16 protein-coding genes are annotated in these 24,281 nt (G+C 60.5%); 4 read left to right on the forward strand and 12 right to left on the reverse strand.

Annotated features, from left to right (window positions below):
• Window positions 1-32: 32 nt before the first annotated feature.
• The 4 genes from lpdA to pdhA form a co-directional block, all read right to left on the reverse strand.
• Entirely contained in the window at window positions 33-1,454 is a 1,422-nt protein-coding gene (gene lpdA / locus ACFSR7_RS21995; RefSeq protein ID WP_378165280.1) for a dihydrolipoyl dehydrogenase, read from the reverse strand.
• Between the two features lie 3 nt (window positions 1,455-1,457).
• Window positions 1,458-2,813 (reverse strand): dihydrolipoamide acetyltransferase family protein, encoded by a 1,356-nt coding sequence (locus tag ACFSR7_RS22000; RefSeq protein WP_378165282.1) that lies wholly within the window; start codon window positions 2,811-2,813, stop codon window positions 1,458-1,460.
• Between the two features lie 19 nt (window positions 2,814-2,832).
• The gene (locus ACFSR7_RS22005) at window positions 2,833-3,810 is read right to left on the reverse strand and encodes an alpha-ketoacid dehydrogenase subunit beta (protein ID WP_090112494.1); all 978 of its coding nucleotides are present in this window, start codon (window positions 3,808-3,810) and stop codon (window positions 2,833-2,835) included.
• A gap of 140 nt (window positions 3,811-3,950) precedes the next feature.
• Window positions 3,951-5,051 carry a pyruvate dehydrogenase (acetyl-transferring) E1 component subunit alpha gene (gene pdhA, locus ACFSR7_RS22010; protein WP_378122537.1) on the reverse strand — a complete coding sequence of 367 codons (1,101 nt, stop codon included), beginning with the start codon at window positions 5,049-5,051 and terminating at the stop codon, window positions 3,951-3,953.
• Window positions 5,052-5,339: 288 nt separating this feature from the next.
• Between pdhA and ACFSR7_RS22015 the strand changes: the two genes are divergently transcribed.
• Window positions 5,340-6,083 carry an alpha/beta hydrolase gene (locus tag ACFSR7_RS22015; RefSeq protein WP_378165284.1) on the forward strand — a complete coding sequence of 248 codons (744 nt, stop codon included), beginning with the start codon at window positions 5,340-5,342 and terminating at the stop codon, window positions 6,081-6,083.
• A gap of 424 nt (window positions 6,084-6,507) precedes the next feature.
• Here the strand turns inward: ACFSR7_RS22015 and ACFSR7_RS22020 are convergent, their stop codons facing one another.
• Window positions 6,508-6,993, reverse strand: coding sequence for a low molecular weight protein-tyrosine-phosphatase (locus tag ACFSR7_RS22020; RefSeq protein WP_378165286.1), 486 nt, complete (start codon window positions 6,991-6,993; stop codon window positions 6,508-6,510).
• 2 nt (window positions 6,994-6,995) lie between these two features.
• A complete protein-coding gene (locus tag ACFSR7_RS22025) occupies window positions 6,996-7,646 on the reverse strand; it encodes a trimeric intracellular cation channel family protein (RefSeq protein ID WP_378166078.1) in 651 nt (216 codons plus the stop codon).
• A gap of 216 nt (window positions 7,647-7,862) precedes the next feature.
• Between ACFSR7_RS22025 and ACFSR7_RS22030 the strand changes: the two genes are divergently transcribed.
• Window positions 7,863-8,519: a thiamine diphosphokinase gene (locus tag ACFSR7_RS22030; RefSeq protein ID WP_378165288.1), complete on the forward strand. Its 657-nt coding sequence runs from the start codon at window positions 7,863-7,865 to the stop codon at window positions 8,517-8,519.
• A 59-nt stretch (window positions 8,520-8,578) separates the two neighbouring features.
• Here the strand turns inward: ACFSR7_RS22030 and ACFSR7_RS22035 are convergent, their stop codons facing one another.
• The 3 genes from ACFSR7_RS22035 to ACFSR7_RS22045 all read right to left on the reverse strand — a co-directional run bounded on the left by ACFSR7_RS22035 (window position 8,579) and on the right by ACFSR7_RS22045 (window position 14,980).
• Entirely contained in the window at window positions 8,579-11,617 is a 3,039-nt protein-coding gene (locus tag ACFSR7_RS22035; protein ID WP_378165290.1) for a HEAT repeat domain-containing protein, read from the reverse strand.
• 15 nt (window positions 11,618-11,632) lie between these two features.
• Entirely contained in the window at window positions 11,633-12,157 is a 525-nt protein-coding gene (locus ACFSR7_RS22040; protein WP_378165292.1) for a GNAT family N-acetyltransferase, read from the reverse strand.
• Window positions 12,158-12,232: 75 nt separating this feature from the next.
• Entirely contained in the window at window positions 12,233-14,980 is a 2,748-nt protein-coding gene (locus tag ACFSR7_RS22045; RefSeq protein WP_378165294.1) for a HAMP domain-containing protein, read from the reverse strand.
• Between the two features lie 214 nt (window positions 14,981-15,194).
• Here ACFSR7_RS22045 and ACFSR7_RS22050 point away from each other — a divergent pair, with 214 nt between their 5' ends.
• Together ACFSR7_RS22050 and ACFSR7_RS22055 are read left to right on the forward strand one after the other, a co-directional pair.
• Window positions 15,195-15,569, forward strand: coding sequence for a DUF4280 domain-containing protein (locus ACFSR7_RS22050; protein ID WP_378166080.1), 375 nt, complete (start codon window positions 15,195-15,197; stop codon window positions 15,567-15,569).
• Window positions 15,570-15,571: 2 nt separating this feature from the next.
• Complete coding sequence (locus ACFSR7_RS22055; RefSeq protein ID WP_378165296.1) at window positions 15,572-17,830, forward strand: MORN repeat-containing protein; 2,259 nt, start codon at window positions 15,572-15,574, stop codon at window positions 17,828-17,830.
• Between the two features lie 288 nt (window positions 17,831-18,118).
• On the opposite strand, the gene ACFSR7_RS22060 is transcribed toward ACFSR7_RS22055, so the two are convergent.
• The 3 genes from ACFSR7_RS22060 to ACFSR7_RS22070 are packed head-to-tail and all read right to left on the reverse strand — an operon-like array spanning window position 18,119 to window position 24,245.
• Window positions 18,119-19,762: a hypothetical protein gene (locus ACFSR7_RS22060; RefSeq protein ID WP_378165298.1), complete on the reverse strand. Its 1,644-nt coding sequence runs from the start codon at window positions 19,760-19,762 to the stop codon at window positions 18,119-18,121.
• 49 nt (window positions 19,763-19,811) lie between these two features.
• Window positions 19,812-21,920: a phage tail protein gene (locus ACFSR7_RS22065; protein ID WP_378165300.1), complete on the reverse strand. Its 2,109-nt coding sequence runs from the start codon at window positions 21,918-21,920 to the stop codon at window positions 19,812-19,814.
• Between the two features lie 33 nt (window positions 21,921-21,953).
• Window positions 21,954-24,245: a putative baseplate assembly protein gene (locus ACFSR7_RS22070; protein WP_378165301.1), complete on the reverse strand. Its 2,292-nt coding sequence runs from the start codon at window positions 24,243-24,245 to the stop codon at window positions 21,954-21,956.
• Window positions 24,246-24,281: the final 36 nt, after the last annotated feature.

The raw sequence follows: 24,281 nt of genomic DNA on the forward strand, positions 1-24,281 counted from the left end.
TTATGGGACGACCCCTCTTAAATGGCGAAGACTTATTTTTTCGGCGCGATCGTATGGATCGGATGACCCATCGCGAGCTCGGCCGCGTCCATCGTAATCTCGCCCAGCGTCGGGTGAGCGTGGATGGTCAAGGCGATGTCTTCGATCGTAGCGCCCATCTCGATCGCAAGACCCAGCTCGGCGATCATGTTGGAAGCTTCGACGCCGGCGATCTGCGCGCCGACGACGAGACCCGTGTCGACTTCGGAGATCAGCTTCAGGAAGCCGTCCGCGCCGTTCAGCGTGACCGCGCGGCCGTTACCGCCGAACGGGAACTTGCTGGACTTGACGTTCAGGCCTTTATCCTTCGCTTCTTTCTCCGTGTAGCCCACGCTTGCGCATTCCGGATCGGAGAACGCGACGGCTGGAATGCACTTGTAGTCGACCTTCGACGGCAGGCCTGCGATAGCTTCGGCAGCGACCTTCGCTTCGTACGAAGCCTTGTGCGCCAGCGCTGCGCCAGGCACGATGTCGCCGATCGCGAAAATGTGCTTGATGTTCGTGCGGCATTGGTCGTCGACTTCGATCAGTCCGCGGTCGGTCGTCTTGATGCCGATCAGGTCGAGGCCCAGCTCGCCGTCGGTATTCGGACGGCGTCCGACGGTGACGAGCAGGTAGTCTGCGGTCACGGTCTTCTGTTCGCCGCCGACTTCGTACGTCACGGTGACGTCCTTGTCGGTTTGCTCGGCGCCCTTCGCGAGCGCGCCGTTGACGATGTCGACCTTGTTTTTCTTGAGCTTCTTGACGACGAGATTGCTCATGTCCTTGTCGAAGCCCGGCATGATCGTGTCCGCGCCCTCGAGGATCGTGATCTCGGTGCCGAACTTGGCGTACATCTGGCCAAGCTCGATGCCGATGTAGCCGCCGCCGATGATGACCATGCTCTTCGGCACTTCGGGTAGCGACAGCGCTTCGGTCGACGACAGGATACGTCCGCCGAACGGGAAGGCTTTAAGCTCGATCGGGCGAGAGCCCGTCGCGATGATGCAGTTTTTGAAGCGATAGCGAGGCGCCTCTTGATCGTTGAACAGACGCGCTTCGTTTTCGTTGATGAACATTACTTCGCCTTGGAACATTTGAACCTTGTTCGCTTTGAGCAGCATCTCGACGCCGCTCGTCATCTTGTTGACGACGGAATCCTTGTACGTCTGCACCTTGCCGAAGTCGACCTTGACGTTTTCGGCGGACAAGCCGTAGTCGTCGGCATGCAGCATCGATTCATAGTGATGCACGGAGTTGATCAGCGCCTTGGACGGAATACAGCCGACGTTCAAACAGACGCCGCCGAACTTGCCCTTGTCCGCGATGATGACCTTCTGTCCGAGCTGTGCCGCGCGAATGGCCGCGACGTATCCGCCGGGGCCGGCGCCGATTACTAACGTGTCGATGTCCAGAGAAGCGTCTCCTACTACCATCGATTACACCTCCATGACAAGCAGCTCAGGATCGCTAAGCAGCTGTTTAATGTAGTTAACGAATTGTTGCGCGGTAGCGCCGTCGACGATGCGGTGGTCGAAGCTCAGGCTAAGCGCCATGACCGAGGCGGGCACGATCTCGCCGTTTTTGATGACCGGCTTCTGATCGATGCGGCCCACGCCCAAAATCGCGGACTCGGGGAAATTGATGACCGGCGTGAAGAACAGGCCGCCAGCCGATCCGATATTGGTGATCGAGATCGTGCTGCCTCTCAGCTCGCCTGCGCCCAGCTTGCCGTCGCGGCCGCGGGTCGCCAGATCCTTGATTTCCTTGGCGATATTCCAGATGTTCTTGCGGTCGGCGTCGAAGACGACCGGCACGAGCAGACCGTTGTCCGTGTCGGTGGCGATGCCGATGTTGTAATACTTCTTGAAGACGATCTCGTTCGCGGCTTCGTCGATCATCGCATTCATGACCGGGAATTCGCGTACTGCGGCGACGAGCGCCTTGACGATGAACGGCAGGTACGTCAGCTTGACGCCCTTCTTCTCCGCGAACGCCTTGGAACGGTTGCGCAACGCGACAAGCGCGGTGACGTCCACTTCGTCCATCAGCGTGACGTGCGGCGCCGTATAGACGGACTTGACCATCGCGTTCGCGATCGCCTTGCGGATCCCCTTGAACGGCACGCGCTCTTCGACGCCCGGACCGGATTGCGCGGCGCGAGCGGCAGGTGCGGCAGCCGGAGTCGCAGCAGGCGCTGCGTCGGCGGATGCCTCTTCGCTCTTCGCGGGCGCTCCGCCTTCGGCAAAGCCGGCGACGTCCTCGCGGGTGATGCGGCCGTTCTTGCCGGTGCCGGATACGTCCGCGATGGCGACGCCCTTCTCGCGGGCAAACTTGCGCACGCTAGGCGTAGCCAGCACGAGCGCGGCATCCTTGGCGGCAGGCGCGGGCGCTGCGGCTTCGGCAGGCTTGGCGCCTTCGCCGGCTGCTTCTTGGACCGGCGCCTGAGCAGGCTGGCCCTTCAGGTCCGCGCCGCCCTGAGCGGAAGCGGCTTCGCCGCTGTGGCCGGAAGGCTCGGCGCCGTGGCCGCTGTCCGCTTGCTCGGGCAGCTCGCCTTCGGCATCGATGATGGCGACGACATCGCCGACGCGCATCGTCTGCCCGTCTTTGCCGAACACTTCAAGCACCTTGCCGTTGACCGGGCAAGGCACTTCCATGATGGCCTTGTCGTTTTGCACTTCCATCAATATGTCTTCGTCGGTCACGGCTTGTCCGGGCGCGATATGCATCTTGACGATCTCGCCCTCGTGCAGGCCTTCGCCGAGTTCCGGGAACCGGTATTCAAATCTAGCCATGCGCTATCCCTCCTTCACTTTAGAACTGAAGCGTTTGGTTGGCGGCCTTCACGATGCGCGCAGGCGTCGGCAGCCAGGCGTCCTCGATCAGCGCGAACGGATAAACCGTATCCGGGCCGGCGACGCGGAGAACCGGCGCCTCGAGGTGAAGAATCGCTTTTTCGTTGATTTGCGCGATGATCTCGGCAGCGGCGCCGGAAGTCTTCTGCGCCTCTTGGACGACGATCGCGCGGTTCGTCTTCTGGATCGACGCGACGATCGTGTCGATATCGAGCGGCACGAGCGTACGCAGGTCGATGACCTCTGCGGACACGCCGTTCTTGGCGAGCTCGTCGGCCGCCTTGATCGCGGTGTGTACCATCAGGCCGTAGGCGATGATCGTAATATCCTTACCCTCTCGAACGACGTTCGCCTTGCCGAGCGGTACCGTATATTCGCCTTCAGGCACTTCGTCCTTGAACGCGCGGTACAAGTTCAGGTGCTCCATGAAGAAGACCGGATCGTTGTCGCGGATCGCGGAGATCATCAAGCCCTTGGCGTCAGCGGGATTCGAAGGCACGACGACCTTGATGCCCGGTGTCTGGATCGCCAGGCCTTCGAGCGAATCGGTGTGCAGCTCGGCCGCCTTGACGCCGCCGCCGAACGGCGTGCGGAAGACGATCGGCGCGTTGTAGCGGCCGCCGGAACGGTAGCGCAGACGAGCGGCCTGCACGAACATCTGGTCGAGCGCCTCATATATAAAACCTACGAATTGAATCTCGGCGATCGGACGGAAGCCTTGGGTAGCGAGACCGACCGCAAGGCCGCCGATCGCGGACTCGGCCAGCGGCGTATCGAATACGCGCTGCTCGCCGAACTCGGCTTGAAGTCCCTCCGTCGCGCGGAAGACGCCGCCGACCTTGCCGACGTCTTCGCCGAAGAGCAGGACGCCGGGGTCGCGCTTCAGTTCGACGCGCAACGCGTCCTTGATCGCTTCAATCATGTTCATTTGCGCCATTGGATTTTGTTCTCTCCCATCTAGAGGGTGACGGCCGCGATAAAAGCGGCTGTACCGTATATATTGATCGAACCGGCTTAAGCGGGCCCGTACCGGGGGCGCCGAACTTGGAGACGTCCGGGCGCTGCCCCGGTTATCGTTTAGAACTCTGCTTTTTGCTCTTCGAGATGCGGAGGCGTCGTCTCGAACATCGAGTCGATCAGCCCGGCAACCGTCATCTTCTCGGTCTGCTCGGCTTTTTTAATGTGCTCGTTCACCGTAGCCTTGGCCTCTTCCTTGACGCGAGCCGTGTCCTCTTCCGACCACAGGCCCTTCGATTCAAGGTACTTGCCGAAGCGTACGAGCGGATCGCGCAGCGCCCACTCCTGCTCTTCTTCCTTCGTGCGATACTTGGTCGCGTCGTCGGACATCGAGTGCGGACGGAAACGGTACGTGACGGCTTCGATCAGCGTCGCGCCACCGCCTTCGCGGGCGATCTCGGCGGCTTCTTGTACGGCGGAGATGACCGCCAGCACGTCCATGCCGTCGATCTTCACGCCGCGAATGCCGGCCGCGAGCGCCTTGTGCGCGATCGACTGGGCAGCCGTCTGCTTGGCGAACGGCGTCGTAATCGCGTAGCCGTTGTTTTGCACGAAATAAATGACCGGCAGCTTGAACGAGCCGGCAAAGTTCATGCCCTCGTAGAAGTCGCCCTCGGAGGAACCGCCGTCGCCGGTGTAAGTAATGGCGACGCGCTTTTCATTCTTAAGCTTGAAGCCCATCGCGACGCCCGTCGCGTGCAAAATCTGCGCGCCGATAATAATCTGCGGCATCAGCACGTTGACGCCTTCCGGAATCTGGCCGCCGTGCTGGTGGCCGCGGGAATACAGGAACGCCTGGTACAGCGGCAAGCCGTGCCACACGAGCTGCGGCATGTCGCGGTAGCCCGGGCATACGAAGTCTTCCTTGGTCAGCGCGTATTCGCTGCCGACCATCGTACCCTCCTGGCCGGATACCGGCGCATAGAAGCCCAGGCGTCCTTGACGGCCCAGGTTAACCGCGCGGTCGTCCCAAGTACGGGTAAATACCATACGGTACATAATTTCCTTTAACTGCTCGTCGGTCAGATTAGGCATGGCTGCCGCATTGACGACTTCGCCTTCGGGGGACAATACCTGAAGCGGCGTAACATCTTCCGAATGCACAATATGTGCTGCTTGCTGCTCCGGCTTGGCCGGTGCGTCCAAAGAACCTTTGCTCATTGTTACATCTCCTCGTCATGAATTGTGGAAGAGGGGTTTCTGTTATAGAATTATTATATAGCTGCCCTAGTGGTTTGGTCAAAGCAAAAAAGGCATATTTATTGAATTCTTCACGATTGAAAGCGCACAATGTCTCTAGTACAGTTTCATTTTTATTGTATAACACATTAATACAAATCCCGATCAGCCGTCCTAAAAATGGCAGGCGCGGCAACGAACATTCCTATGTTTTGCCCATGCCGGGGCGCTGTCATACTCGAATCGGGTACAAGAAAGGAACGATATCCAATGTCCGAGTCACCCGTCCGCAGAACCGTCGTCAAACATGCAGTTCCCAGCAATTACCTGCAAGCCGGCGAACGCGCAGTCCGTTTCTATTTACCCCCCGGGTACCAGGAGTGGCTCAGCTATCCGGTTATTTATTGCCAGGACGGCGAAGATTTTTTCAATTTCGGCAGAATCGCCACCATCTCCCATGGCCTTATCCTCGAGGAGAGCTGGGAACCGTTCATCATCGCGGCCGTCGACGTCGACAAATCGGTCCGAACCGAGGAGTATTTGCCGGGCAGCGAGCGGCATGAAGCTTATTTGAACTTCTGGGTCCACGAGCTCGTTCCTTTTGTCGAAAAAAACTTTGCCGCCCGCCCTTCCGCGGACGCGCGCCTGCTCGCCGGGGACTCTCTTGGTGCAACCGTGTCGCTGTCCATCGCCATTCGGCGTCCGGACTTGTTCAATCGGCTCCTGTCGTTGTCCGGCGCCTACTACGGAGCATCGATCGCACAAATGAAGGAGGTCGGCGACCTGTCCTGGCTGTCCGCGTGGATGACGGTAGGGCTGCAGGAGACCGCCTATGAAACCGAGCGCGGCACGCATAATTTCGTCGAATTGAACCGTGCGGCAAAGCAGATCCTCGAGAGCAAGGGCGCTTACGTCGATTATAGGGAAAAAGACGGCGAGCATAAATGGGGCTTTTGGCAGAAGGAGCTGCCGGAGGCGCTGGGCGCTTTTCTTGGTCCGAAGGCGCATATGTAAGCAGCGTCGATAAGGGGCAAGGATCCGGAAGCATCGCCAACGCTAAAATGAGCCCCGCCGGTTCCGGCCGTCGGGGTCTCTTTTCGCGCCGGCTCCCGCTCGACTTGCCTCGGCTTCCCTCATGTACCTATCTCCCATTCACATCGCTCTTCCCGCCATTCCGCCATCGTGCACCTTAATGGTGCATGATCAGCCTCTAAGCTACCGATATTGTGCACGATCAGCCTCACGGTCGCCTATTGCTCCTGGTTCGCCGCTTCCATGCACATTTCGTATGCATGGAAGCGCCTGCCGCAAGCCCTCGCCGCGCCTTCGGCCCCCCAGACGAGCAAGCTAGTCGCCTCAGACAAAACGAAAACGGGCCGAGGCAGCACTTGCACCTGCTTCATCCCGTTTCGTTTTCTCAGATAGGTTCAAGTGCAGCTTACTTCGCCCCCGCCTTCACTTTACCCGTCGCAAGCAGATGCGCGAGCAGCCGGTCGCTCGCTTCGCTGATCAGCGCATAGGTCTCCTCGAAGTCGCCGGTATAATACGGATCGGGCACATCCGAAAGACGCGAGCCGGGGACGAACGAAAGGAAACGTACCACTTCCGCCTTTGTGTCGCCACCGAGCGCTTCGCGAATCGCCGCAACGTTGCTCTCGTCCATCGCGACGAGCAGCTCGAAGCGTTCACCGTCTTCCGCCTGAATCCCCCGTGCCAGCATGCCTTCATAGGAAATGCCTTGACCATCCAAAATGCGCCGCGTCCCCTCGTGCGGCGGCTTGCCCAGATGCCAATCGCCGGTCCCGCAAGAATCGATCTCGATCGATCCCGCGAACCCCGCCTTTTCTACCCGGTCCCGGAATACCGCCTCGGCCATAGGCGAGCGGCAAATGTTGCCGAGACAAACGAACAATACGCGATACATGCTTACATTCCCTTCCTTTCTTCTGCAGCCGGCCCTTCATATCCGCCGTATGCCAGCAGCTTCCGCCGTGGCAGCCGCCATTTATAATGAACGGACAGCATCCGCATCGTCACCGTCGCCGCGAAAAGCGCGAGCAGCGCCCAGGCGATCCGTATCGGCCCGATCCCGACGGCGAGTCCTGCGAGCAGCGCCCATACCGCGTAAATCTCGTCGCGGAGCACGAGCGGTTTGCGTCCGGCCATAATATCGCGAATCATCCCGCCGCCGATGCCGGTCATCATCGCGGCGACCATGACGGCGCTGACGGGCAGTCCGGCCTCTACGGCATACAGCGCGCCTTGAATGGCGAATGCGGCCAATCCGATCGCGTCGAAAAACGCTTCGCTTCTTTTCCAATGGTAAATCCAGGCGGTCGGCAGCACGAACACGATAACGATCGAAAATACTGCCGTTTTAAGCAAAAGCCCCTGGCTCCAGAGCGTCGTGACGGGTACGCCGATAAGCAAATTGCGCACGATCCCGCCGCCGAACGCGGTCACGAGTCCGAGCACGAATACCCCCAGCATGTCGTAATGCTCCTCCATCGCGACGATCGCGCCGCTCACGGCAAAAGCGATGGTGCCGATGATGCTGAACCATTCAAATACGTCCAAACTCAAAACGATAACCCCCGGCCGTTTCTCTAGTGGAGGCGGCGCCGTGCATCGAAACCCGTGAACCGCCTCATATATTGTATCGGCAACCGAGCACGGGCCGCAACGGAGAATTTGAACCAAATGATAGAGCTTCCGTCGCATCTCGGCGCATCTGCCGTTATACTGAATAAAACGCGGTCCAAGCCGCAAATGACCTGCAGGAGGAAATAACCCTTGTCACAGCAATCATCGTCCCGACGTGCCGTCATCTATACGGGAGGCAGCCTTGGGCCATGGAGCCTCGCGCTCGCTCAACCGGACGACTACCTTATCGGCGCGGACAAAGGCGCCTATTATCTCATACAGAATGGAATCTCGCCTCACCTGGCGCTCGGAGACTTCGACTCGGTGGACGCGGATGCGCTTGCAAAAATACGCGCCGAAGCGGCGGAGACGGCCGAGTACGACGCGGTGGACAAGGACTGGTCCGACACCGAGCTCGCGCTTCGGGAAGCGCTGGCACGCGGCTATCGGAATATTGTTATCGCAGGCGGACTCGGCTCCCGGTTCGATCACAGCTTGGCCAACGTCCAACTGCTCGCCGTCGCGGCTGAAGCAGGCGCAGCGGCCTTGCTCGTGGATGACCACAACGAGATCCGCCTGTTGACCGAAGCGGCTCATCTTCCCGCCGATGACCGCTACCCTTATGTCTCCCTCCTCCCGCTCACGTCAGAAGTAACGGGCGTGACATTGACCGGATTCGCTTATCCGCTGCAGGATGCCACGCTGCGCCAGGGCATGTCGCTTGGCGTCAGCAACTTGCTGTCGGCTGACGAAGGCTTCATCTCGCTCCGAAGCGGCTCCCTGCTCGTCATCCGCAGCAGAGACTAGCCATGCTGCCCACCGGTTGCGATGCGCGCTCGCGATGGCGGCGGACAGGATCGGCTCGACTATGAGTCGATCCGCATCAGCATCTCTTCGAGCAGCCGCACGCGGGCCAGCGATGCCCTCAGAAGTCCAAGCCCGATGTCGGGATACAAACGGATGAGTCGGGTAAGCGCCTCACGCTGCAACCCGAGCGCCCGCACTTCGCCGAGCAGCGCATGTGCCGAAACGGTCGAAGCCGATTCGTCAAGCGCAGACGTGGCTCCGCACACCTCGCCTGCTCCGAGCACGCCGAGCGTCGCTTCGAGCCCTGCGGCCGTAACGCTCGTCAGCTCCACGTTGCCGTCCACAATGACATAGAGCGCATCGCTGGCAGCGCCCCGAAGCAGCAGGGCTTCGCCGTCCTCGAACACACGCTCCGTAGCGATGCCGGCGATTAATCCAAGCTCCTCCAGCGTCAGGTCCGCGAAGAACGGTACATTTTTTAAATAGATGACTTTACCGAGCCTGCCCAGCGCCACCTGCGTTTCCACTTGACCGCCACGCTCCCTTCCCGCTTCCGCCGCCATTTCCGGCCACCAATCGTCTTCCGAACGCGACGCGTGATCGAGCGCAAGCCGTGCCGCCTCCATCGTCACCGTCAGTTGTGCCAGGCTAGCATAGTCCGTCTGCAATACGACTGCGAGCCGCTGCGCCAGCCTGCGGTCGCCCGCACCTTCGGCGAGCACTTCCAGTCCGCTGCTCCTTGTCTCATCGTCGGGATCGTCCAGCGCCCGCCGGATCGAAGCGACGACCTGCTCGTCGGTCAGCCGTACGAGCAAAGACCAGACGCCTTCGAGTACCCGCTGGCGTTGTCCGTCGAAGCGCAGCGCCGCCAGCTCGGCGAGTTCCTCTCTCCCTACCGCGCGAAACGCCGACGCATACCCCGCCACCTTGTCCAGCTCGCCCATCCGCCGAAGCGCCTGGTCCGTCAACCTCCCTCGGATGTCATCCTCGGGCAGCAACGCGGCAAGCGCTCCGATCGCAACACGCCACGCCTGCGCATGCACGCCGGACAATGCCGCAAGCAGCGGCTGAATCGAACGATCGCCCATGTCGATCAGCGCTTGCTCGGTTACGAGAAGCAGCTCCTGATCTCCTGCAGGCAAACGCTCCAGCAGCTGCGGAACGACATGTGCCGCACCTAGCTTCCCAAGGCAAGCCGTTGCCGCAAGCCGAACCGCCGGATGCGTGTCCTGCAGCAGCCGCTCGACCGATTCCCCGAATCGCGCAAGCTTAAGCTCTGCCACGACGCCGCACACATGGGCAGCGGGTTCGCCGCCTTGGCCGAGCTGCCGCTCGATCGCCTCGAAGCATGCTTCATAACTCGACTCGCTCTCCAGCGCATACATCGCCTTGACCGCCTCGGCGACGACCGCCGGATGCGGATCGAGCAGCTTGACCCGTAGAAAGAAAAACGCCTGCGAAGACAAATGCTTCATCTGCGCCATCTGCCGGACGCCCTCCGCCCGAACGGCCGGCTCCTCGTCCTCCAGCACCGCGCCGATCCGCACGAGCGCCTGCAGATCGGCGGCGTTCAGTTTCATCGCCCGCAGCGCGGCCGTGCGCACGCCAGGACTGGCATCGGCGAGAAGCGCGAGAAGCTCGGGCAAATAACGTTCATCCTGCGTACGGCCGACGATATCCGCTGCGATCTGCCGCACACCCTCTTGCTCGTCCCGAAGGAGCGTCAGCACGGCGCCCATCGCCTTTGAATTGCTGAAAAATTCGCGGTACGATTCCATCAGCTCCCGATCGTCCAGTCCGATCGTCTGAACGCCTTGGACCAGCTCCCGCATATATAGACGCCGCACCGTCCAGGCGAGTGCCGTCAGCAGCAGCGCGGCGCCCGCCCCGACCGCCGCCAGCACCGGAAAACCGAGTCCGGCCGCTTTGTGCAGCGACTGAAGCCCCGCGCCGAGCAGGATGCCAAAAAAGGAAGCGAGCCCCTGTGCCGCATACCGGTAGCCGTCCCGATGCTGCATCGGCAGCGTCTTGTAAAACAATTGGTAAGATGGCTCGGCCGAATAGAAAATTAATACGTTCGTGAGCATATAAGCGCCCGCTGCGGCCATGACGGCCGCAGCCGCGCTTCCGAGGAGCACGGACGCAAATCCGAATGCCGCCGCATACGCCGCCGAGATCGCCACGAGCATCCCGCTCGCGCCCAACCAGGCGACGAGCTTGCCGGATACGAGCTGAACGGCGAACGCCAGCAAAAAGAGCAGCGTAGACACGATGCCGAACATGCGCGCGAACTGCTGCTCGTCCGGGTAAGCGGCATGTGCCGTATTTAAAAATAAAAACTCCGCCAAATAATAAAGCGCGGGCATGAGCGTCATGAGTCCCATCACGCTCAGCAAAAAAGGCGAGCGGAATGTGCGCTTCATATAATCGAAGGAAGACACGCTCTCTTCCTCGGTTGTCGCTTGGGCCTTGAGCGCGAGCGGCACTAAGTATTGCACGATCGCTTTGCGGTAGTTGAAGGAAGCCGCGATCAGCAGCAGCGGGCCAAGCCCGTATACCAGTTCCGCGCCAAGCGGACTGAGCGCCTGCGTAAGGAGACCGCCTGCCGCGCCGCCGAGCGTCGCGCCCGAGACAAAGAGCGGCATGAGCCGCTTGGCTTGCTGCGTCGGGCACACGTCGACTGCCAGGCTCCACAGGAGCACCGTCTGCTGTCTTACGACAAAGCTGGAGGTGAGGAACAGGACAGGATAAAACCAGCGGGCGTCCAGATCTGCCAGCTTAAGCGCTGCGAGCACGCCCGTATCCGCGAGCAGGATCGCCGTCATGACGGCATACATCGTTTTCATCAGCGCCGGCTTCGACAGCTTCACGGCCAGCCAGCTCATGAACCACGCCTCAAGCGGCAATATAAAAGCCTCTCCCGTGTATAAGTAAGGCAAATATTCGCTCCCGAACCGCTGGCTGAACAAGGTAATAAAACCGTTGTAGGTTAGCGCTTCGGCGATGCCGCATACGAGAAAAATCGGGGTCATCAGCCGCAGCTTGCGCCTGTCCTCCGCACGAACGCCCAGTCTGCCGAGGGCTTGCGCCATATTCATGCCTGTCACTTCTTTCTATTGTTGCATCTCCGAGAGGCTTGGCTTGCGCAGGTCCAAATAATAGACAAGCCTGTCCTCGCCGTCGAAATAATAGTCCGGCAGCCGGCCGGTCAGCGTAAAGCCCAGCCGGTCGAACAAACGTCTCACGCCCGCGTATACCGGCAAATCGCAAGTATATGTAACCAGATAGCGCGCTCCTTGCTCGCGCAAATATTCAAGCATGGCTCCCGCCAGGCGTAGAGCCGCGCCGCCGCGCCGATAATCTTTGCGAACGACAAGATAGTCCCAGGTATAGCCGCCCGTTCGTTGTTCGTTGGGCGCAACGCCCGTAACGGCGACGATCTCACCCGCTCCGTCCGTCATATACCAGTAGACGGTCTTGCCCTCCAGCGCCAAATAAGGCAGCGTGCGAAAATGCTCCTCTTCGCCTGGCGTCGGCCGCTCGTCGTCGAACGCCTGAGGCGAGACGAGGAAAGCGACGACCGCGTCCGCAGCTTCCCGCGAATCGATACGGCGAACGACCAACTCTACAATAGCCAATTCTGAACCCTCCGCTTCTAGGCTCCGTTCGTGCTTTGGGCGGCGCCCAGCCGCTTGCCGATCCCGGACGTCGCGTCAGACGGCGAGCGTGCCGTTCCAGCCGGCGCCCGCGCCTTTCTGATAATATTCGTCGCACAAGTAAAAGTAGAGCTTGGCGGCTTTGTCCATCCGGTTTTGCTTGATGACTTCGACAAACGTCTCGCGCGCGTCGTAGAATCGCCCTGCCTGACACAACGCCAGCCCGCGTTCGAACAAAACCTTCGTCCGTTCCTTGGCCGCTCGCTGCTGCTCCGGGTCTCCCTCGAACACGTCGATCAGCTCCATCGCTTCGTCGCTGCTCTCCAGCCTGATTCGGCCGAGCGAGCGATGCATGAACCTCTCGGGCGAGCGCAACTGCTCGTAATAATCTCGCGTCACGACGATGCAGCATCCAACGAGCTCCGAGATCTGCTCAAGCATCGTCGTGCGCTGGACATCGTCGGAAATAACGTTTCCCTCCCAGCGGCGCTCCTCGCCAATGATGCCGAGCATGAGCGGTCCCTTGTGAATCGCGATGCCGATGTCGACCGTCGCGTAGCCGGAGCTGCGCCGATGCTGATTGTAGACGAGCAGCTCGCGGCGGATCGCTACGGCCGCCCGGATCGCCTCCTCCGCATAGCCGGGAAACAGCGCCATAAAGCCTGCGCCCAGATATTTGCTGATAAGACCGTCCTCCTGCCGCACGATCGGCCCGAAGCGCCGGAGAAACGAGTTCATAAAGTCGAAGTTTTCCTTCGGACTGAGCGTCTTGGACAACTGTCTGAACTCGCGCAGGTTGGCGACCATGACCGCCATGTTTTTTTGAATCTGGTCGCCGAGCCGGATGTCGAGGATCCCCTTTTTGCCGAGCGAGTTAAAAAATTGCTGCGGCACGAATCGATAAGACGCCTCGCTGAAGGATGTAATGTCGGCAATATGCTGTCGTATGTAGCGGGCCATCCGGTTGAACTGCACGCCGAGATCGCCGACCTCGTCGCGGTTGCGCAGCTTGACCTCGGTGTCCCAGTCTCCGTTCGCCATCGCCATGACGCTTCTTCTCAGCTTGCGGATCGGCGACAGCAGCACGAACGTCGCGATCACGACGAGCACGACCAATCCGCCCGTAATCATTAAAATATTTTCAATGATGTTGTAATAAATCTTGCGGTTCTCGCGATGAAGCACGCTTAGGTCCCGCCCGGTCTCGTAAACGCCGACGATCTGGCCGGTGCTGTCGTAGACCGGACCGATGGCATACAGCCATTTGCCGTCGGCGTCTTCCCACTGTCCGGTGCGTACGACACCTTGACTTAGCACGTCTGAATTGACCTCGTTCTTTTCGAACGGCTTAAACATATTGACGCCGTCGTCGTCGTCCATGACGATATAAATCTGGTCGCCTTCATATTTGTACAAGGTGCTGTACAAGCCTTGCCGCTGCTCGCTGTCCTCGCCTTCGAACAGGAAATTCATTTTTGCGCGAATGGCCATATAATCCTCGTTGCGATAATCGGCGGGCGAGTGCAGCCTTGCAAGTCGGTCGCCGTCGATCAGATTCTGGCCGTTGCGTGCGAGGAGCGCGAGCTCGCGCTGCATCTGCGTCTCCATCCGCGCGGAGAAGCTGTTGTATATGAAATTCGAGAGAAGGATCATTGCGATCAGGATGGCGGGTACGGTTGCGAGAACCTGCTTCAGAAAGAGGGATGAGCGCCGTTCGAGTACGTGAATATGGAAGAAACGTACGGAAAACATGAGCAGCAGCAAGCCGAGCCAAAAGACGGCCCACAGCAGGCGGCGGTCCCATAGCGTCTTGCTGTCGAAGCTGACCTTGGAGATTTGGCCCGTGGGCGCGAAGTCTGCCGACATCAGCAAGATCCGATCGTTAAGCACAATCGTGAAGCCCGTCGGCGTCTGCTTGATATCCATGATTTCGTAGCTGTCCAGGCCCGGCGCGATGCGCTGCAACGCGGCATCGTCCAGCACCGTCTCGGTTCCGGCAGACGCAAGCGGATCGAACGTCGTCACTGCATTGACGAGCCGGTCGACGAACATGAGCGAGCCGTCCGTACGGAGCATGACCAATTCGGGGAAATTTTTAGCGTCGCTTGCCCTCGTCTTGCTCGGATAGAGCTTGGTGCTGACGCCTTCCGCGGATACCTGGTAGATGCTCCCCCTGCGCGTCGTATAATAGATTTGTCCGGGCGCCGTGCCCGTGATTTCCGACAAATAGCGATCCTTTGGCAGCGTGAACGCAAATACGGTCTCCGGCGCGTTCTCGGGCAAGACGATGCGCTTCAGCTGCAGCTTGTCGGCATCCGCCTCGTAGAAAAACAGCGCGCCGCCCGAAAGTTGCAAGCCTTCAATGTGTCCGATCCGCTTGCTCGTTCCGTCTCCTTTGCGCTCGTAGAGCACCTGGCCGGCCTTCCCGCTACGGTCGTAACGGACGATGCGCTCGCTTTGCACGTATAGACCGTACGAGTCCAGCACCGTCACCAACGCGTAGATTCGGCCGTCCTCGTCTGCTACGGCTTCATTAAAGTCAACGCGCGCACCGCGTTCGGCAGGCGAATATGTCATCTGCCCCAATAGCGTCCCGTCCGCGCCGAGTCGCTTGATCTTTTGCTTGGAATCGCTCACCACCGCAAGCGAGCCGTCTCCGCCGGCGGCCGCCAGCGACAAGTTTTGCAGATTTTCGGACGACTTCCACGGCGCCTCGCTCCGGTCTACGCGCTCCGCAAGCACGAAGCCGGACCAACCGGACATAATAAGTGAAGCCAGCAACAGCAGTACAGCAAGTTTTTTCATCGAAGATCGGCGCCCGCCTTTGTGTGCGACTGTTCTTATTCCATATGAAACTTACGACAATTTCTAACTATTTTCATCGTACTACAAGTTCTTCCTTAATTCACCCCCTTACAACTCAAAATGACAGATTTCGAGAATTGAGTTACTATGAATATAGCGTTGACAGCTTCCACCATTTTCGTAAAGAGAGCGTGAACCGGGCGTGGGACAACTAGTGTGCGGCGGGGCATCGATGCAATGCTCGTTTGGGGCTGCCCCTTCTGTATTAAATGTGCTTCCGGCCAATCGGACGATGACCGCCATGCCGATCGCCAACATTATGGATAACAAACCTTTTGTAAACATCATGCCGTTCGGGATGTGCAATTCAATGGCCAACCCCATCGTCGCTTCTGCGACTGCCGCGGCGCTCGGCGTCCTGACGCCGATGCCCTGCACGCCGATGACGGCCGCGCCTTGGGCGCCGGGCGCGCCGACCGTGATGGTCGGCAACATGCCGGCTTTGAACAACTCCTCCAAGTGCATGTGCAGCTACGGCGGCGTCATCCAGTTAACCTCACCAGGCCAATTTACGATACAGGTGCCCTAACGATGATCGAAACGATTCTTAAGCCGTTTATCAAGCCGATCCAACGCAGAATCCTGAAGCCGATCAAGCAGTCCGCGAAGCTGCCGAAAATGCTGCTCAAATGGCTTATCCGTTGGGCTCGCAGTGTGCTCGGCAGCGGACTGCGGTCGCTGGACAACTATTGGAAGATCGGCAGCTACTATATCGCTAAAAAGCTCGTCGTACTGATCGTACTGATCAGCCTCGCGATCGCCTACTTCGGGTTCATCAATCCGCCTGCGTTCGTCGACCGGTGGTTCTCCCGAACGCCAACAATGGAAGCTTCGGCAGCGCTAGAAAAAGGCTATACCGGCAACGCCAAAATCGTGGACAGCGCCGGAAATCTCGTATATGCCGGCCCTCTCGCCAGCGGCCAATTCAGCGGCGTCGGCAAGCTCTACAGCGACGGCAAGCTCGTCTACTTCGGCGATTTCGACAAAGGCGTACGCGCCGGTTCGGGCGAAGCTTATGCGGCCGACGGCACGCTGCTGTACCGCGGCGGATTCGCTGCCGACGCGTATAATGGCGCGGGCACGCTCTACTCGCCGGACGGCAGCGTACTATACGAAGGCGGCTTTGTCGCCGGCAAATACGAAGGCGACGGCACGCTCTACGCCGCCAAGGACAAGCCGCTTTATACCGGTGCCTTCGTCAAGGGATTGTATGAAGGCGCCGGCAAGCTTTATGGCGACGACGGCAAGCTCGTCTACGAAGGCGCCTTTGCGGGCGGCCTGTACGCAGGCGCAGGCAAACAGTACAAAGGCGGTGCGCTTCTGTACGAAGGCTCGTTCGCAGGCGGGCTGCTGTCCGGCGAAGGGACCGAATACGCGGCTTCCGGCGCGCCGGTGTACAAGGGCGGTTTCGAGCGCGGACGTTACCAGGGCGCCGGCTCTCTGTTCAACGAGCAAGGCGTTGCGTTATATACCGGCACCTTCGTGGCCGGCCAGCGCGACGGCGAAGGCGAAGCGTTTAACGCGGACGGCACGCCGCTTTACAAAGGCACATTCCGGGCCGATCAATATCAGGGCTTCGGCGCGCTGCTCGACTCCAACGGCACCGTCGTCTACAAAGGCTTGTTCAGCGCCGGGCAAGCGGATCCCGCCGGCTTCCTGGAGATGGCTGCGGCGACGCTGCAGGAGAAGCTTGGCGCGCCGGATGCGCCGGCGACGGGCACGGATGCCGGGACGAATGCCGAGACCGACGCCGGGACCGATGACGGGACCGATGAAGGAACCGCAGCGCCGGATGCGACAGGCGGGGCGACGGCCGGTACGGGAACGGGGGGAGAAGCCGCTGCAGGCGCAAACGGCGGCACAGCTGCCGGTGCAGGCGTCGGGAGCGGCGACAGCGGCGCGGCGGCAGGCGCAAACGGCGGTGCAAGCGGCGGCGGGACTTCAGGCACCGGTGCGGGCAGTGGCGGAGCGGCTGCCGGGTCGGAGTCCGGCATTGGCGGGACTGCGTCTGGCTCCGGGTCAGACAGCGGCGCGGCTGCAGGCGCTAGCGGAGGAGCCGCTTCCGGCGCAGGCGTTGGCAACGGCGAAGGCGGGGCGGCCGCCGGCGCGAGCGCTGGTACGGGAACCGGCTCGGACTCCGGGACCGGCAAAGATAGCGGGTCGGCTGCAGGCGCAAGCTCCGGCACGGGCGCCGGCTCCGGAACAGATACAGGCAGCGGGACGGGCGCCGGTTCGAACGGCGGCACTGGAACCGACGCAGGCAGCGGGCAGCAGAGTGCTGCTATGAACACGGGAGCAAGTGCCGGAACGAGCGGAGTTGCCGTCGCCAAGACTAATAAAGTCGTCGCACTGTCCAAATCCGTCTCGGGAACTGCCGCTCACAGTCCAACCGCAAGCAGCGGCACCGCCGCGAGCGTAAGTTCGAGCAATTCCGCGGGCGCCGCAAATGCAGCTCTGCCTTCGACAGACGGCTTGAGCGAAGAGCCGGGAACCGATCCCTCGCTCGCAGCGCCTATCGAGCTCGTTTATAGCGGCGTCCAATTCAGCTTTAAGCTGGAGTCCGATCCCGACAATCCGGAGGCGTATGCCGTCACGCTCGTCCGTACCTGGAACAAATACGTCATGACGACGCTTCTCGACCGTCTGCAAAAAGCGGCAATCAAAGGCGTTAAAACCGAAAGCAACGGAAAGCTCTACACGATGTCCTACGAATGGAACGGTTATCTGTATAACTTCAATTACAACAACGACAAACCCGTTCGTTTGACCATTAGTCCTTTCCAGGTTTAAGCGCACATTATCGTTTTACCGATATCCCCTTGCCTCAGGATCGATCGCGGCTCCTGAGGCAAGGGGATATTTTTGTCATCGATGATTCCATATACCACCTCTCTCCGGCGGTTACGGTCATCGGCACTTGCTTGGGTGCCTCGGTCCAGTCTCGGACACAGATGCCGCTAAATCCACTATTCCATCGAGTTTCTCCTCCATCCCAAAACAAGCTAACAAAACAGAGGCTGTCTCTCGGGGACCTTTGCCCCTTAAGACAGCCTCGCCATTGCGAAACCGTAAACGTTATTATTCCTTGCCGGGCGCCGCCTCTCGATAAAGCGCCCGCTCGGCAGAAGTCTCGCCCGCTCCGTTCCCCTCCGCGCCTTCCTGCAGCTTCTTGAACGCCCACCAGCGAATGTTCAGCTTGTCCGCCTCGGCCGAGCCGTTGAGGCGCATGCCGATGCGGAAGCTGCCGTGCTCGGGATACACGATCGTACCAAAGTCGACGTTCGGCACGTCCGATTCGTATTCAGTCCCCTTGAACACGTCCTGAACGCCGTAATAGATGGAAGCCTTTAACGTTTCCTGCGGCGTCAGACCTACGAGAATCGTTACTTGCCCGGTGCCGAGTCCATGCTTGATCTCATCCGTCACGTAATTGCGCCGGCCGCGCGAGAAAAACTTAAGTCCCGTCTTGGCATTAAGCTCGAGCGGAACCTCGATCGTTCCCGTCGCGATCTCGTCCTGAATCGCCTGCGGACGCGGTATGCCGAGTTTGAAGTCGAACGTGTTCCGCTCCGGATGATAGTGGACGTCGAGCTTCGGCTTCGCGTCGTACGCGAGATCGTAAGCCTCCGACTCGGCAAAGAAACGGTGAAGCGAACCCGCGCGGTCCGTATGCGACAGGCGCTGCAGCAGCGAGGCGTTCGGGACGTACTCTCCGAACGGAACGCGTTCCACCTGCTCGATCATATAGGTCGATCCGAGCTGAAGCAATCCGATTTTTGCAAGACACAGGTCTTGATCTGCCGCGCCTTCGGCCGCCTGATCAAGCGATCGTTCATACCAGGTTTTTAAAATTCGTTCCATGACCGGCTGAGAAATAATGTCTACGTTATGCACGGCGGCATGGTCGATCGGCACGCGCTGATCGCCAATCGTCAGCGTCACGGACTGCGGCGGCAAAGCCAGTTTGGCGACCGTGTCAGGCCGGTCCTTTACCTTGACGCTGTAGGTCAGCCGATACTCGGTATCCTGTCCGTCGCCCGGCTCGATGAATTCGACATGCGCGCCATCTCCGCCGACCGGATCAAGGCCGTCGGCTTCATAATCGAAGCTGACCGCCACTCTGGCCGTCTGCAGCGTTTTCTCAATGACCAGCGTCACGTCGACGACGTCGCCGGGATTGACGTACTTGGGCATGCGCTGGGAAATGCGGACATGCGCGTCCTGATAGAGCACGGCGACATCCTCCAGTAAGCGTACTTGCTCAAAGCTGGTCGGCGCCGGCGCTTCTTCTTTGACGAAAAGCCGATAAGACTCCAGTACGCGATTGTACTCGCTGACCTCCTCGCCCCGGATCGACGAGTTGCCGACGGAATGAACGGGCTCGCGGCCTTTTTCGTCATAGGCGACGTACAAATAAACGTTCTTTTTGTACTCGTTGTTCGTGAAGCCTTCGATCATGGACAGCTTAAGCGTGACCGGCGAAGGAATGACGACTTCGCGACCCGAATAGTCGATGGCCAGTCCCATCTCCACAGTTACCGTCTTGTCGTCGACGGCGACGACCTGCATGCCTGCGACGACGCCGCTTCCGAACAGCAGCCGGTTGAGCAGCCTGCGCTTGTCGTTCAAATATTTTTGCTCCGACTCGAAGTCCCGCACCGTCAACAGCTTGCCGTAAAAATACCGATTGCGCTCGAACGGGTACATCCTCGCTTTTCTCATCCTTCAAGTCCCTCCTCATCATCGGACCCGCGAGGCGGCTCCGCTGTCGTCATTCCATCTCCGAATCCAATCCGAGACGCATATGCGCATCAAGCCGGCGATTCATGTTCGCATCCACGATCAACGTATCGTTAGGCATCGAGCGATCGTCGCCCAGCGTAAAGATCGAAGGCTCGGCCAGCACCGTATTGACGCCCAGATACGTATGCAGATCCAGATACATCCACGGCTGCAGCCACTCGAGCTTCGCTTCCGTATGCGCAGGCTTGATGTCGTCCACCAGCTGTCTGAGCAGCACCTTCTCCATGTCGCTGCGCGCCTGGTCCGGATGCAGCAGCACAGAGAAGGTGAATGGATCGTTGCCGTACAGCCGATCGACGACCGCCCGCCAATCTCCGCGTTCGCGCAGCGCCTTGTATTGCGCCGGCTCGACGATGATCGGCTTCATGCCCGTCAGCGTCTCAATCGCCTGTTCGATACCGCGGCGCGTACCGCGATATCTGTACATATCGGGCGCGGCGCGAATGAGCCGCCGGATCGCGTCGTCGCTCCAGTACTCGTTGGTATCGAGCCCGAGCCACGAAGCCAGCCATCGCAGCTGCCCGCCACCGACCGTTTCCCGGTCGAACTGCCTGGCCATGCCGTCGATGCGTTCCTCCATTTCGTCGAACAGCGTGCCGAACAACGCCAGATAACGCTCCAGAAATCCGCGCCCGCCAGTCTCTTGCTGATAGACCGCAGGCAAGTAAGAGAGAAGCGTCTGTCTCGGGAAATAGACGCGCAACCGGCTTAGTGCAGGAGTACTGCGTTCGCTGCCGATCCATTCGACCAGCATCCACAAGTACCTTCCCTTCGCCCCGAAAAACAAAGCGTCTCCCGGATTGACGACCGCCTCCGACCAAAATTCGCGCAAGCCCCGAAGCTTGTCCAAGGGGCTAAGATCGTTTCGCGCGATCCAATCGTCGATCCGCCAGATGTTGCCGCCGATCGTCCTGACGCCCGTGTCGTCCGCGAAATAACGCACGCGAAGCTGCGTCCCGTCCGGAATGTCGGCTGCAAGCGTAAACTTGTGCCACACCGTCTCCCGGTCCGCGCTGTCGAACGCCGAAGAGAGCCAAAAGCCTTCGAGCGCACCTCCGCCCGGCATCGCGAGCGTCTGTGGCTGCAGATCGAGCACAGCCAGCGTCTGCTGCTCGCCGTTCAAAATGTACATCCGGTCCCTGCCGTCGATCAATATCGCGTCCGCTTTGCCGCGAAACCCGCCGACCTTGCCGATTAGCTCGCCCGACTCCTCGAACTGCAAAATAAATCGGTCGTCTTCGCCCTCGGAGTCCATGCTGCGCGAATCGCCCACGTAAATTTGCCGGCTGGAGTCGACGGCCAGCCCCGCGAACGACAGGGGCGGAAGCATCATGCGCGTCAGCAGCTCGCCTGCGGCCGAAAAAGCGAACAGCGTACGGCCGAGGCTGTCGTAAACATACATATCGCCTAAGGGCGATACGGTCAAAAAGGGTTGACCGTGCTTGCCGCCGTCCGGGGGCAGCTTCAGGGCAAATCGCTCGTCCTCGATGGCGGCGATCAATCCGCCGGACAGGCTCAGCCTCAAAATACGTAGCGGCGCCTTGCCTGATAGCGCCACCGATGCCGCCTCGGCCTCCGACGGCTCCTCCGCGAGCGTCAACACATAGATGCCTCGGCTGTCGGCATAAAGGGCGAGCGGCCGGCAATAGACGCCGTCTATCCATTCCCCCGTGCGGCTCCATCGCGTCTGCCCGCTGTTCACGTCGTACGCAGCCAGCATCCGCTCGCCGTCCGGATCGGCGACAAGCAGGGTGTCGCCGGTCGACGCCAGCATGGCCGCGGCGGAGAACAAACCGTGCCTTGCTACGAACAGCCGCTCATGATGCCGGCTGTGCCGGTCGTAGGTCCACAGATCGCCGGCGTCGTCGAGCAGAATCAGACGCCCGAACAAGCCGACGGCAAACGCGCTTACCGTGCCTACGCCCTCGAGCTCGCCGAATGAGGCCGTATCCAGCACGCCGTATCTCGCGTCGCTGCGCAACCGCACCGTGTCGCCGATGTCCAGATTTTCCGTCACGCCGCGGCGGCTCCAGTGCTCGGGACTATTCACTGAAAAATATAACGCTTCGTCCTCCATCCGCTCGCCTCCTTTCCGGTTTCTGCCGACCTTTTACAGCTGGGTGCGGCTTAGCAGCTCAATCCGATGCTCGCCGGAAAAGACGAGTCCGTTGGGCGGCAGCAGCACGTCGCCGCCCTGGCTTTTGGCGGCATACCGGCCTTCGCCGTCCAGCCATAATTCCTGCACGTACGCCACGCCGCCGATCCGGCTAAGCGCCGCGAACACGTCGCCGCGATAAACCGGCCTTCCGAAAGGCCAGCCCGCCGCGGACTTGAGGCTTCCCGAGGGACTGAGCAGCTCATTTAAAACGGCGGCGATACGCTTCGTTTCGTGCGCGAATTGGGGTTCGACGACGATGACGGCATGGACGGTCACTTTGACGTATTCGGGGGCGATCACATGAACCTCCGTCCCGATGAGCCGGCGTTCGTCGAGATGACGGGCGACCGTCTGCAAAAATCCCCGGCTCGGCTTTGGCGTCGTCTGACGGCTGAACGGCATCGCCACGACCGTCACCGCATGAGGCACGGGGTCGGAACGACCCGGCGCATAACCGGCGATCACATGCACTCTGGCGACGCTGAGTCCTGGCGTCGACTTCGCGAGCGCAGCGTAATCCTCGTCCGTGACGGCGCGGTACGGCTCATGCCACCGCTGCTGCAGACGAGCGATACAGTCGCTCACGCTCTCGCTCTCGGTGCCGCCATAACCATAGCCGGCATTCGTCACGGTCACGCCGTACGCCCGCTGTTCTTCCGACACCCATCCGTTGAGCAGGCTTGGCTTGATATTGCCGCGTTCGCCGCCGCCGAGCACGCAGACGACCAAGCACAGATTGGGCTCGTCGCAGGCCGGCGGGATTGCGCCGCGTTCGTCGTTGCCGAAGCGGATCTCGCAGGTGTCGGGATCGAACGTGTAGTGGCGGTCGAGCGGACCCGAGCGGTCGAAGTTCTCGACCGGGTACCAGTCCTCCCATAGCCACTCGCCCGCCGGCGCGCCCGGCAAGCCGACCTGCAGCAGGAAGCGCTCCCGGCGGCGGCAAGCCAGATCGTAGACGGTAAATCGCTGCATCGGCAAGCCGTTGCTCCGTCCGATGAAGCGTTTGTCCGCAAACGTCTTGTCCGCATGAATGCGGCGAACGGATCTTGGCCCGCCCGGCGGCCGCATCCCATGTTCACCGTCGCCGAAAACGATTTGCGCTCCGCCTTCTTGCGGCAGATGCACCGCATAAACGCAGTCGTCGGGCCCCGCTTCTCCGGCGTCCGGTACCTCCCGCCACTCCCGCCATCTGCCGTCCGGCTCGCGCACCTGTACGCGCAGCAGGCCGTACCGCGACAAATAAGTAGCTGCGGGAAGCTCGACCGCGCCTTCTTCGGGCACGTCATAATCGATGGTCTCGCTCAAGGTATCCCGCTGAGCGACGAGCGCCGTATGGAGCAGGATCCGGTCGATGCGGGGCGGCTCCTCGTAGCCTTCTTCCTCGAGCACGCAGCAGATCCACCAGCGCGGACGGTCGTTCGCAGGATGCACAAGAACCGGGCGCAGCGGCGCAGTCAGCCTGACCGTCACCCGGCCGCTGAAGCTTAAATGCAGCGTCTCGTCGTTGTCCGTCTCAAGCGGCAGCCACCCGGAGGCGCCGGTCTGCTCGTCGTATGCATAGCCCTTCCAGGCGACGCGCGCGGAAGGCACGATGACGGGAGGCGCATAGGCTTCCGCCGCATCCGTTGGCAGTGCAGCCAGGGGAGCGGCCAATGGCATCGCATGCCGAGCATCCGGACTGCCGTGGTTGCCTTCCTCCGCAAGCAAAATCGTCAGCTCGATCGGCTCGCCGACAGGGGGCTCCCGTTCGAACGACACATACAGTCTGCTGCCCGCACGCGCATCTGAGCCGAACGCATAAAAAGCGACATCTCCTTGCGTATTGGAAGCCGTACGGTCGCTGGCTTCGCGTTCGGTGCGCGTGACGATGCGATCGACGGCAAGCGGTCTGAGCGTGGTAGACGACACTGTCTCGAAAGTCTGGTCTTCGGCAAGCAGCTTGGTCCCTTGCGGAAGCACCACCGTCTCGCGGATGTCGTCGAACGAAGCGAGCGCCGCTGCCGAAGTCGCCTGACGCGGCGATTCGCCGAGCAGCTCGAGAAATTTGCGGCGGTTGCGATCGGGTACCCGGCTCAAATAAAACTGCTGCATCTCGCTGATCCAGGCAAATAGCTCCAGCATTGTCATGCCGGGATCGTGCGCGTTTTCGTCGGTCCACTCCGGCAGGCGCCGCTGAATGCCTTGGCGTGCTTCCAGCAGAATGCTCTCGTAAGTGCGATCGTCAAGCGGCAGCTTGGGCAGCATTGGCGCCTTGCCTCCTTTTAAACGAATTTGTCATGC

Source organism: Cohnella sp. GCM10020058 (genome assembly GCF_042683485.1).
In the GTDB taxonomy this organism is placed as follows: Bacteria; Bacillota; Bacilli; order Paenibacillales; family Paenibacillaceae; genus Cohnella.

Excerpts from the sequence above, each read along its gene's own strand:
- ACFSR7_RS22000 (WP_378165282.1), bottom strand. The coding sequence starts at position 2,813 with ATGGCTAGATTTGAATACCGGTTCCCGGAACTCGGCGAAGGCCTGCAC.
- ACFSR7_RS22060 (WP_378165298.1), bottom strand. The coding sequence starts at position 19,762 with ATGAGAAAAGCGAGGATGTACCCGTTCGAGCGCAATCGGTATTTTTAC.
- ACFSR7_RS22015 (WP_378165284.1), top strand. The coding sequence starts at position 5,340 with ATGTCCGAGTCACCCGTCCGCAGAACCGTCGTCAAACATGCAGTTCCC.
- ACFSR7_RS22065 (WP_378165300.1), bottom strand. The coding sequence starts at position 21,920 with ATGGAGGACGAAGCGTTATATTTTTCAGTGAATAGTCCCGAGCACTGG.
- pdhA (WP_378122537.1), bottom strand. The coding sequence starts at position 5,051 with ATGAGCAAAGGTTCTTTGGACGCACCGGCCAAGCCGGAGCAGCAAGCA.
- ACFSR7_RS22005 (WP_090112494.1), bottom strand. The coding sequence starts at position 3,810 with ATGGCGCAAATGAACATGATTGAAGCGATCAAGGACGCGTTGCGCGTC.
- ACFSR7_RS22055 (WP_378165296.1), top strand. The coding sequence starts at position 15,572 with ATGATCGAAACGATTCTTAAGCCGTTTATCAAGCCGATCCAACGCAGA.
- ACFSR7_RS22035 (WP_378165290.1), bottom strand. The coding sequence starts at position 11,617 with ATGAATATGGCGCAAGCCCTCGGCAGACTGGGCGTTCGTGCGGAGGAC.
- ACFSR7_RS22020 (WP_378165286.1), bottom strand. The coding sequence starts at position 6,993 with ATGTATCGCGTATTGTTCGTTTGTCTCGGCAACATTTGCCGCTCGCCT.
- ACFSR7_RS22045 (WP_378165294.1), bottom strand. The coding sequence starts at position 14,980 with ATGAAAAAACTTGCTGTACTGCTGTTGCTGGCTTCACTTATTATGTCC.
- ACFSR7_RS22070 (WP_378165301.1), bottom strand. The coding sequence starts at position 24,245 with ATGCTGCCCAAGCTGCCGCTTGACGATCGCACTTACGAGAGCATTCTG.
- lpdA (WP_378165280.1), bottom strand. The coding sequence starts at position 1,454 with ATGGTAGTAGGAGACGCTTCTCTGGACATCGACACGTTAGTAATCGGC.